The organism is Mesorhizobium sp. 01N446 (genome assembly GCF_056399285.1).
In genome coordinates this window covers 1-11,275 of the sequence record NZ_JBFTRA010000021.1, presented here as the reverse complement: position 1 = coordinate 11,275, position 11,275 = coordinate 1, and the positions used below count along the sequence as shown (strand labels likewise).

The following is an 11,275-nucleotide window of genomic DNA, read 5'->3' as shown; positions in this document are numbered from 1 at the left end:
ACCGATCAGGACGCCCATGTTGATGGTCAGCCAGAACGCGCCGACCCGCGAGCGCCGATAGCGCTGGGCCACATCCTGCCAACTGAACGTCGTGGCAAGGTGGTGTTTCTTCAGCGAAGAACTTATGTCGGCGAAGGCCTCTTCGAGGAAGCCTGTCTTGGTCGGCAGCATATGTCGAGATGTCCCGATCGCGTGTTCTGCCCAGGCCCGGCGGTGTGCGACGGCTTCGATACATGATTGCCGTGTGCGCTTCAAGTTCATGAATGTCGAAGTCAAACCGATTGGGCAATGCGCAATTCGCGACGAAATCACACGACGCAGGCCCTCCAGCCAGATGCGTTGGGACCCTCGTCACCATGGCTCGCATTACACCTGACGTACAAGATCCGCGCGTGTCGCAGCCATGTTGCAATGGAGTTCAACTCTGCTATGCGGAAGGAAGTCCGGCGCCAGGCATGAAATATCGGGATCAATGCGGAAACCTGATATCACCACTGAAGTGCCCGCTATCTGCACCGCACGCAGCTCATTGTACCCAGATCGTAGATGAAAATCGGAATCGACGCACGCAACCTTGTGCCTGGCCTCACGGGTATCGGAAGATATGTCGTCGAGATGACGCGGGCGCTCGTCGCAGCCGAGCATCGACCGATTCTCTATCTCCCCGAACCGCCGGCCAAGGGGCTTGGCGAACTCGTTGGGGCCGATATGCGTGTCGCGGCTTTCCCAGGCGCTGCCGCTCGCATGATCTGGTCGCAAACGGCGCTGCCGCGCGCCGCGGTCAACGACGCGGTCGATGTCTTTTGGGGACCGGCACACCGGCTTCCCTTCCGTCTGCCAGCGCCGATGCCGCGGGTGGTCACGATTCACGATCTGGTTTGGGCCCATGCGCCTGAAACCATGCGTTGGCAGACATGGGCGGCGGAGCGCGCCTTTGTGGGAGCCGCGGTGCGCCGGGCTGACGCTATTGTCGTGGACTCGAATTCAACGGAAGGCGCGCTCAGGAAGAGATACCCCGGCCTGGAAGCTCCAGTGACAACGATCTATCCCGGCCACACCCGCCTCGTGCCAGGCGACATCGCGGCCGCGCGCGCGCGTTTTGGAATTGACCGGCCCTGTCTGCTGTTTGTGGGGACCCTTGAGCCCCGCAAGAATCTGGTTCGCCTTTTGCAGGCCTGGGCCGGCCTTGACCCAGTGGTCCGTTCCGGGCATCTGCTGGTTATCGCCGGTGGGCAGGGTTGGCACCTCGGCGATCTCCGGTCTCGCCTGGCGGATCTCGGCATTTCCGACCAGGTGCGGCTTACCGGATATCTGGATGACACCGATCTGGCATCGCTTTATGCTGGAGCCCGGGCCCTTACCATGCCGTCGCTCTATGAAGGGTTCGGCTTGCCCATTCTGGAGGCAAATGGTTTTGGGGTACCGGTTCTGACCTCCAACGTCTCTTCAATGCCCGAAGTTGCCGGCGAAGGCGCCTTGCTGGTCGATCCGCTGTCAGTGAGCGACCTCACCGCAAAACTGCATCAACTGCTTACCGACGATCGCGACCTTGCACGACGGGCCGCGGTCGCCAAGGCCAATGCGGCGCGTTTCGACTGGCATCTCAGCGCAAGGCGCTTGGTCGAGGTTTTCGACAAGGCCATTGCCAAGCGGAAAAGCCGCTGACATGCGCGTCCTTCACTTTTTCAAGACTTACTGGCCCGACACGTTCGGCGGCATGGAACGAGCAATCCATGCAATCGCGTGTGGAACATCGAAACTGGGTGTCGAGCCAACGGTGCTCTCGCTCAGCCGCAAGCCGGAGGAGAACAGCGTCTTCTTCGATGGGCATTGGGCCTACAAGGCACACCTCGATCTGGAAATCGCTTCGACGGGTTTTTCGCTCGGGGCCTTCAAGCGCTTCGGCGAACTGGCGGCGCAAGCCGATGTGATTCACTATCATTTTCCCTGGCCCTTCATGGACCTGGTTCATTTCGGCATGCGGGTGCGAAAGCCAACCGTGGTCACCTATCAGTCTGACATAGTCAAGCAGAGCACATTGCTGCAGATTTATCGTCCGCTGATGCACCTCTTCCTCAACAGCGTTGATCGCATTGTCGTCGCGTCCCCCAACTATCTGGAGACGAGCAAGGTCTTGCGAGGACAGCGTGCCAAGACAATCGTCATTCCGAACGGCCTGGATGTGAAGACCTACCCGGTCCCCTCCGAAGCACGGCTGCAACACTGGGGCGCGCGGTTTCCGGGAAGATTCTTCCTGTTCACCGGCGTGCTGCGTTACTACAAGGGTCTGCATGTGCTGATCGAGGCGGCACGCCTGAGCGGCTATCCGGTCGTTATTGTCGGCTCAGGTCCGATGGAGCAGGCCCTGCACGAGCAAGCTGACCGGCTGTCGAACGTGCATTTTGTCGGCGCGCTGGACGAAGAGGACAAGACAGCACTTCTGACCCTGTGCAGCGGGGTCGTCTTCCCGTCCCATCTGCGCTCCGAGGCTTTTGGATTGTCTCTCGTCGAAGCTGCCATGTTCCGCAAACCCATGATCTCCTGCGAGATCGGCACCGGCACGAGCTTCATCAACCTGGACAAGGTGACGGGATTGGTCGTCCCGCCCGCCAATGCGCAAGCCTTCGCCGCAGCCATGGCACGAATATGGACGGACACGGACATGGCTCAACGCTTCGGCCAAAACGCAGCTGAGCGATACGAGAGCCTGTTCACGTCCGAGAAAATGGCGACCTCTTATATGAATCTCTACCAGGATCTCGTCGGCAATATCTAACACTCCTCGGTAGCATCCAATAAACCTCAAGTCACCACGCCTTCCACGTCAGGCGACCCAAGCAACGGCCACGATTCACCTCGACATTTATATTAATAAAGACTAACCATCGAATCGACTCCTGGACGGGCTCTTCCCATGGACGTGATATCCTAGGTCCTTTTCGCTTGTCATTCTCCGTTTGCAGCGAGTAGGAAATGGACTACGATTGCGCTGGGTTGCGGCATGGACAACTGCGAAATTGTATTCGATCTGAGATGCCTGCAAGATCCTTCTTACAGGGATCGCGGTGTCGGCAAGCTGTCGGCCAATCTGGTCAGAGCCGTTGGCCTCCTTCGGGGAAGAATCGGAGTATCGACTCTCGGGCTGGTTGATCCCGCCCTGCCACCGCTCGAGGATCGTTTCCGTCATCTCGTCGATCGGGTTCGTAGCAACGCCTATCTGGACGTCAAGGGAAGTTCGCCAGTGTTTTTCGAACTGTCCCCTATGACCCACGATCCGTTCTTCCTGGGTCGCATCGTGAACGACCCGGATATTCTCAAGCTCGCGATTGTCTACGACTTCATCCCGCTCATGAAGCCGGAACGATACCTGCCGACGGCTTCCAACCGCCTCGACTATCACACCCAACTCATTTGGCTTTCTCGCTACGACCATTTCTTTCCCATCTCGCAGCATACATCCGATGAGCTTCGGCGCCTTCTTGGCGTGAACCCGTTGCGCATTACGAAGACCGGGGCGCCGATAGATAGCGCTTTCGAGCGCGCCGGCACTTCCAGGCGGCAGGAGGCATTTTTCGGGCGCTATGTCCTTGCCTGCGGCGGGGCCGAGCCTCGAAAGAACGTCGAGTGCCCTATTCTCGCCCATGCCGGAAGCAGCGTGATGCAAGAGGCCGGCATTCGGCTCGTGGTCACTGGGAACTACCCGCCGGTTTGGCAGGCAATCTTGCGCGATCTGCACACCGGAAATGGCGGCAGGCCCGAGCTTCTTGTTTTCCCGGGTTTTGTCGACGAGGATGAACTCGTATCGATCTACCGGGGCGCGCTTTGCACGGTCGTTGCAACGCATATGGAGGGGTTCTCGATTCCGGTCGTTGAGGCGATGGCGGCGGGCTCGCCGGTAATCGCGTCTTCCATCCCCGCTCACAAGGAACTGATCGGGCGCGACGATTTGATGTTTTCTCCAGACAGCGCGGAGGAACTCAGAAAGAAGCTCGAGGCGCTTATCGTCGATCAAGCGGAACGCACCGAAGTCATCCAGGATCAGTCGACACGGTGGCAACGGTTTCGGGCTGACAAAATCGCGGCTGAATTCTGGTCGACGGTGGGTGACTTGGTTACGCTTCGTCAGCCCAAGCGCGCAGGCATCCTCAGAGGCGCGCGACCACAAATCGCATTCCTCAGCCCGATACCGCCCGACCAGTCCGGAGTCGCTGATTATTCGGCCGCAACGATCCGCGAACTCGGCAAATTGGCCGATGTCCATGTCTTCTCAAAACACGCGCCTGTGACCACACCTGAGGGAGCAGCATCGGCGCAGCGGATCACCACCCTTCCCTGCTTGTCTTCGGGCTTTGATCGAGTGGTCGGGGTGATGGGGAACTCGAATTTTCATCTGGAGGTGTTTCAGATGCTTGAACGGTATGGCGGAGCTTGTATCGAGCACGACAATCGCCTGCTCGGCTTCTACGCAAGCCTCCTGGGTTCGTCGCGCACCCGGGCGGTTGCGGCGGGTGAGCTCGGACGGTCTGTGAGCGACGAGGAGATCGGTTCCTGGCTGCAAGACGAATCGAGGCTGCGAGCAACATTTCTCGGCGAAATCGCCGAATGGGCTTCGCCCATGTTCGTCCATTCGCGCGTGACGGCTAAAATCGTTCAAGACCGCTTTTCCAAAATGGCGATCTATCTGCCCTTTTCAATCTATCGGCAGTGGGAGACCGATCCGACCAATCAAAGACTGAAATCGGCGGCCAGACTGAGGGCCGGCATCGCCAAAAAAGAATTTGCGATCGTATCGCTTGGCTATGTCCATTCCAACAAGGCGGCCGAGGAATGCATTTGGGCTGTTGACCTCCTGCGAAGCTGGAGCATTCCCGCGAAACTGTATTTTATTGGCGGATTTGCGTCGGATGAAAGCCCGTTCAGGAATTTGGTCTCCAGCCTTGGGCTGACAGATCATGTGGTGTTCTCGTCGAGCTTCGTCGATGAGGCGCAATACCGAGATTATCTGCTCGCAGCCGACGCCGCGGTTCAGTTGAGAACCCACTTCTTCGGAGGCTTGTCCGGCGCGCTGCTCGACTGTATCGCCGTTGGGCTGCCCACCGTTGCAAACGAGGATTTGGCGCTGGCAATGGAGGGGCCGACATATGTCGCTACCGTGCCCGATCATCCGAGCCCGGTTCTCATCGCGGAAGCGCTGGCCAGGATCAGCCAGCAAGATGCCAATCGATCTCAATTTGACGAGGCGCGGCGAGAATACTGCGAAGTTCATAGTTTCAAAAGCTACGCGCGGCAGCTGTGCGGGGGACTTGGATTCTGAGACCGTCGTCAATCGCCAAAGACCGGAAGAGAAGAGCATTGCCGCGAGCCCCAATCTTTGTCGATCTGACCGAGTTGACGAGCCATCCGTTGCGCACGGGGATCCAGCGGGTGGAGCGCGAGATCTTGCGCCGTTGGAACGGCCCACGGCCACTCGTCTCGTGTCGGTTCGACCCGGAGAAATTGGTTTTCTGCGCGCTCCCGGACGCAGTGGCGGAAACACTCACCGGCGACGGTAAGCACTCTGTCGATGAAGAAAGAGAACGACTTCTGCCTTACCTCCTGAAGGGCACCCCGATTTCATCGACCGATCTCAAAGCCGGCCTGCACAATCCCGAGGTGTTTTTCGACCTGCAACGAGCCGAAGCGTATCGGGCCCTGTGCCATGAGGGCGCCGCCTCGGTCAGTTGGCTGGTGTACGATTTCCTGCCGTTTCTTCATCCGCAGGATTGGGAGCCGCGCACGACAGGGCGACTGATGCACTATGTGCGTGCGCTTCGCGACGTGCCGCGCGCTGCCTTTATCAGTGAACAGACCCGTCGCGAGTACGTGCATCGAGTCATACGAAAGGTTGGCCACGCAGGTCCTGCGATTCCACTTGGGGGCGACGGTGTTGCGGTGCCCAGGCAGGCATTTGACGCCCAAAAGCGAATGTTCACATATGTCGGGACAATCGAGCCAAGAAAAAACGTCGCCGATATTCTCGAGGCGTTTGAGCTGCTTTGGCAGCAAGATATCGACGTCGAATTGACCGTCATTGGTCGGATAGAAAGCCGCTCGACACGCGAGCCAGCGATCCTGGAGCGCCTCAAGGCCGAACCACGGTTCAGATATCTGGGTCACGCAAGCGATGATGCGATCAGGCAAAGTCTGCAAAAAACCAGGGCAACCCTGTTCGTCAGTTCACTGGAGGGTTTTGGCATTCCGCCCTTTGAAAGCCTGGCAAGTGGCATCCCAGTCATTGCATCGGCGAACCTGCCAAGTCTCGATGTTCTACCACCAGGCGGCCGTGTCATCCTCGACGAGATAAGCCCCACGGCGATAGCCGATGCAGTGCGTAAACTGCTTGATGATCCGTTCGCGGAAAGGCTTTGGTATGAGGTGACGAGACTGCGGATACCGACTTGGGACGAGTTTGTGCAGACCCTCGCATCGTGGCTGCACGACGCAGGTTAGCGCTCCCTCGGCGGGTTCGACGCGATGGTCAGCGCCAGCGCTTCCAAGCTCCTCACGAGCTGCGCCTGCTCCTGACGCAATGCCTGGATGTCATCCGAGCGCGCATGATTTTCCAAGCTCATCGCAAGCTGCGCCTGCTCCTGACGCAATGCCTGGATGTCATCCGAGCGCGCATGATTTTCCAAGCTCATCGCAAGCTGAGCCTGCTCGTGACGCAGCACCTCAATCTCATTCGAGCGCGCGTGATGAAGGCCCTCATATGAGCGATCGAGCTTCTCGTGGACGGGTTGCAACAGAAATGTTCGGATCCGCCACATGACCGGACGCGCGAAAGGCCTGAAAAGAAGCTTGTAGACACCGAGAGCGCTCTTCTTCACGGTTGACCGTAGGCGACCTGGAGCAGGGCTGGAGGGTGGCTCAAAGCTAGCCGGCGAAACCATGGAACTCTCCATAGGAGTGATGTTAGTCGTGTTGCCACGCCCATTCTCATCGTAAAGCTCAAGGACGAGGCGATCGTAACGTGCGGCAAGAGAGGCTGCGGAAGCAAGTGAACGACGTTCCTGCTCCAGTTGTTCGGACAGGGCATCAACATGGGCAGTTAGACGCCTGCCCTCCTCCTCCGCCCGCTCGCGTTCTTGCTCCAGTTGCTTGTACTGGGCTGCCGCCTGGTCTGTCAGGCGCTGGCTTTCAGCCTCGGCTTGCCGCTGTTGTTGTTCCAGTTGCGCAGACAGGGCATCCGCCTGGGCTGTCAGGCGCTTGCGTTCGGCCTCCGCCTGCTTTTGTTCCCGCGCAAGGCGTTTGGACAGAGCCGCCGCGTGGACTGTCAGACGCTGGCTTTCAGCCTCCGCCCGACCGATCGCCGCCGTGAGCTCAGCCAATCGGCTTTCAATTTCCGCGTTCTTTTGGCGTTGAGCTTCGGATGCTGCGGAAAATCGATCTCGTTGCGCAATGATCTCACTGCGTTCAGTCTTCAGCTGCTCCACGGTTACGCTTGAATGCCATTGTCCGAATGTCACATGGCCATCGAGAACGTTTACCGGCACCTGGAAGTGGCGAAGCAGCTCTTTGCTCTCTGCCCTCACATAAAAGACGTTGATACCATCGAAGTACGCACGCAAGAACCCGCTCGCGAGCAAGGTAGGCTCCCAATTCTGATTGACGAGCTCGTTCGACCACGGCGCCGTTGCTTCTATCACCAGCACCAGCGGGCGAATGGAGCTCCAGTCTGTCGCTCGAATGATTGCAGCTTCCGACCCTTCCGCATCGATCTTGAGAAAGTTGATTTCTCGTCCGGAGGCATGCCGGGCGACGAGACTGTCCAGCGTCACAGCCCGAACTCGAACTATCTGCCCTTCGCCGTCGGCCATACCAGGCCCGTCGGCCACCTTTGACATGCCGGGATCGGATTGATTCTCGACGAAATCAACCTGCCCCTCCTGGTCTGTGACCACGGCCCTGACATTTGTGTCGCGCGGTCGTTCCCGCACCAACTCGTCGAAAACCGCTCCCGGTTCAACGTTTATGCCGGACCACCCTCGATCGTAGAAGGTTTTGGTGACGGATCCGATGGTTGGATGATAGGCACCGATGTCGATATAGAAACCGGTCGCGGCATCCTTGAAAACGCGCTCGAGCAAAACGTCTTCACAATTTTGGGCGTAGCTGATCATAGCGGTCGCTGCCGGTGGGGGCGTTGCGTAAGCGCCCATGGTTTTTCCGTACATTTCATTCGAATCGAAAAAAGCCCCATTGATCCCGCAGCCTCCCTTTCTAGCTCAGCTGAAGCCATTTGACATTAATGGGAAACTGAGATGTACGGCAGTGACCCCGTATACCTCCAGTACAGTTCCTGGCCGGATCAATCTGGCCAGATTTCTCACCTCAATTCATGCGCGGTTTCGCGATCTGAAACGCGCCATAGCCGGGCAGCAATTTCCTGTCATATCGTCGACAAGTTATAGAGTTGGCGCATGTGCCGTGAACCGCCCTGGACAGTTCCTCCTAAGGAGCCTGCCTAACCATGACCTTCGAACAGCCGCTGACGGTCCTGATCGCCAACATTTATCTGACGGGCCGTTCGGGAACCGAGATCGTCACACGGGAGGTCGCCTTCGCCCTCATGCGCGCCGGGCACAGACCGATCGTCTACGCGCCCGGCCTGGGACCGATCGCGGAAGAGATCCGGGCCCGTGGCATACCTGTCACCGACGACATCTCGACCATCGCCGCGGACATTGACATCATCCACGGCAACCACACCCAGGTTACCGCGATCGCCGCCGCGCGCTTCCCGAATGCCGCGGCACTCTATTTCGCACATGATTTCGTCGCCTGGCACAGCGCTCCACCGCTGCTCGCCAGCATCCGCAAATATGTTGCCGTCGACGACACGGTTGCCGAGCGGCTGCAGTTCGAGGCCGGCATTCCGGCCGACCGCATCGTTACACTGCTCAACGCTGTCGACACCGATCGTTTCCTGCCCGGGCCGCCGTTGCCGGAGCATCCGCGCCGAGCGCTGGCCTTCGCCAAGAACACGCAGCATTTGCACGCAGTGCGCGCCGCCTGCGCGGAGCGCGGCATCGAACTGGATGTGATCGGAGCGTCCATCGGCGGCATTGTGAGCGAACCCGAAACCCTGCTGCCGCAATACGACCTCGTCTTCGCGTCGGCGCTAAGCGCCCTTGAAGCCATGGCATGCGGACGCGCGGTCATCGTTTGTGACGGCCGCGGCCTTGCCGGAATGGCTCGTTCCGACACCTGGGATGGATGGCGGCGGCGCAACTTCGGGCTGCGGGTGCTGCAGGAGCGCCTGTCGCACGAGGCAATTGCAGCCGAGATCGACCGCTACGATGCCTTCGACGCGGCGGAAATCTCAAGGAGAACCCGCCAAGAGGCCAGCATGTCAAAATGGCTGGACGCTTGCCTGTCACTCTATGGCGACGCAATCAGCCAACACCGCGCCACACCTGTCGATAAGGACGAATTGAACCTTTCGCTGGCGCGTCACATGCAGGTCTGGCTGACGAAGCCCGGGCCGATATGGCCGTGGATGACTGAGCGCGAGGATCTGTTGGCGCAGTTGGCTCGTATGCGGGCGGAAGTGGAGCGGGTCGAACTCGAGCCAGCCGGGCTGGAACCAGTCGAGGTGAGCAAGGTTTTGTCCTTGGCCCAGGTCGACGATCCCGAAAGATTTGTGCGCCTGACAGGGTTCTCCGCGCTTGAGCACTGGGGAGCCTGGACAGACGGCGACCTTGCGATGGTCGAGATCAAAAAATCCGCCGCGGCCGCGCCGACCTCGCTAAGACTGGGTTTGGTGCCTTTCCTCCATGAGAAGCACCCGAAACTCGTCGCCGAGCTTTTCATCAACGGAATATGGATTGAACGGCGGGTGTTTGGACCGATCGATTCTGGTGCGCCGCTTTTCCTTCAGCAGGACTGGCAAGTGACGTTGCCGCCCGAAACTGCGCGGGCACGGCGTCTCACTGTTGGCCTGAGGATCGAGAATCCGGCAAGCCCACGGCAGGTGGGCCTGTCGGACGACCAAAGGCGGCTTGGATTGGGGCTGTGCCTGATCGAACTTGGCGAATGAGGTTCTGATCTCTGGTCAGGAATGCTCGACCGGGACTCAAGTCGCCAGGTGCCTGGCCAACGGCTCGACATGGTCCCTGAAGCGAAGCACCGTCTTGTAGTAGCCGCTTTTCACGCGTTCCGTTCCCCAATGCTCATAGGCCGGCGGCTGCTCGGAACATTCTGAAATGTCCATGCCGTAGTCGACCGGGGTGAGGCGCTCCACACTGAAGCTCGTAAGACCATGCGCCGCGCGCAGACGGTCGGCTTCCTCGGTCAATTCCGGATACTTGTCGACAGCCCTGAGCTTGCGGTCGAATGCTTTGGCGTCGAGATGAAGTTCTATCCCCTCTCGGGTCGCGGTTTGGCGACTCAGTGCGGCCGACTCGAGCGGAAATTCGAGATTGGGCAGATCGCGACCATCCCGGTCGTGCAGCCGCGCCAACGCAGCATTGACGAGCAGCCGACAAACGTCATGTCCCGGATTGAAGCCCTCGACCGCGTCGGCGGCGACATACTCGATCGCCTCGCCGGCGAGAACCGCGGCCATTTCGTCAACGAGTGCTCTGAACATCTCCACGTCACCGTCCAGGATGGCCCGGTAGAGATCCCGATCCGCCATCCTGCCGAAGAACGATGCCGCCGGACGCGCACCGGCGCCGGCCAGCACTTCGGCCGTGCGATCGAGCCGGCCGGCGTCGAGATGGCCTGAACCGTCCGTCAGCACCATGACCAGAGGCCTGCTGGTCTCCATCCAATGGTGGACCCGCAATTCATGACCGGGATGGGCAACGACCAGCGCCGCCTTTTTGCCGCGCCACCAGCTTTGGTCGCTGCTAGCCATGCGTGCGCCTCGAGGCCATCGGATGCATTATCGCAAGCCTGGGTGCCGATTGGCGCAGGTTTCCCGCTGCGGGCTCGAGATGGGCGCATTCCGTGCGGGCACTGCCTGAATCTCCGTTATTTCTCCGTACATCTCATTCGAATCGTACGAGTTTCAGCGACCGCATGAATATTGATTGTTATTGTCGATCCTAGCCGGGATTGTTCTACCTGCATTCGAAAAACTATCAACCGAAATAGGCAGGCAGGACCTCATCTGTAGGGCCGTCCATGCGCACACGGCCGTGTTCCATCCACAGGATGCGGTTGCAATTCTTTCGCAGCAGATCGCGCGAATGGCTGGCAAGGACGAGGATCTTGGTCGTCTCCACGATCT

General features: G+C 59.3%; 7 protein-coding genes and 1 pseudogene. 5 read left to right on the top strand and 3 right to left on the bottom strand.

The features are described 5' to 3' along the window. Positions 1-171 (bottom strand): annotated as a pseudogene (locus AC1DPX_RS34900) (ABC transporter permease); the annotation flags it as partial. 375 nt (positions 172-546) lie between these two features. Here AC1DPX_RS34900 and AC1DPX_RS34895 point away from each other — a divergent pair. The 4 genes from AC1DPX_RS34895 to AC1DPX_RS34880 all read left to right on the top strand — a co-directional run bounded on the left by AC1DPX_RS34895 (position 547) and on the right by AC1DPX_RS34880 (position 6,489). Next, positions 547-1,665 (top strand): glycosyltransferase family 4 protein, encoded by a 1,119-nt coding sequence (locus AC1DPX_RS34895; RefSeq protein WP_477242538.1) that lies wholly within the window; start codon positions 547-549, stop codon positions 1,663-1,665. A gap of 1 nt (position 1,666) precedes the next feature. After that, a complete protein-coding gene (locus tag AC1DPX_RS34890) occupies positions 1,667-2,776 on the top strand; it encodes a glycosyltransferase (RefSeq protein WP_477242536.1) in 1,110 nt (369 codons plus the stop codon). Between the two features lie 225 nt (positions 2,777-3,001). Further along, positions 3,002-5,314 (top strand): glycosyltransferase, encoded by a 2,313-nt coding sequence (locus AC1DPX_RS34885; RefSeq protein ID WP_477242534.1) that lies wholly within the window; start codon positions 3,002-3,004, stop codon positions 5,312-5,314. A gap of 38 nt (positions 5,315-5,352) precedes the next feature. Next, a complete protein-coding gene (locus AC1DPX_RS34880; RefSeq protein WP_477242532.1) occupies positions 5,353-6,489 on the top strand; it encodes a glycosyltransferase in 1,137 nt (378 codons plus the stop codon). On the opposite strand, the gene AC1DPX_RS34875 is transcribed toward AC1DPX_RS34880, so the two are convergent. Next, positions 6,486-8,159 carry an FkbM family methyltransferase gene (locus AC1DPX_RS34875; RefSeq protein ID WP_477242530.1) on the bottom strand — a complete coding sequence of 558 codons (1,674 nt, stop codon included), beginning with the start codon at positions 8,157-8,159 and terminating at the stop codon, positions 6,486-6,488. The two genes, AC1DPX_RS34880 and AC1DPX_RS34875, sit on opposite strands and share 4 nt — an antisense overlap. A gap of 350 nt (positions 8,160-8,509) precedes the next feature. Here AC1DPX_RS34875 and AC1DPX_RS34870 point away from each other — a divergent pair, with 350 nt between their 5' ends. Then, positions 8,510-10,078 (top strand): glycosyltransferase, encoded by a 1,569-nt coding sequence (locus AC1DPX_RS34870; protein ID WP_477242528.1) that lies wholly within the window; start codon positions 8,510-8,512, stop codon positions 10,076-10,078. Between the two features lie 36 nt (positions 10,079-10,114). On the opposite strand, the gene AC1DPX_RS34865 is transcribed toward AC1DPX_RS34870, so the two are convergent. After that, positions 10,115-10,900, bottom strand: coding sequence for a hypothetical protein (locus AC1DPX_RS34865; RefSeq protein ID WP_202355253.1), 786 nt, complete (start codon positions 10,898-10,900; stop codon positions 10,115-10,117). Positions 10,901-11,275 lie beyond the last annotated feature (375 nt).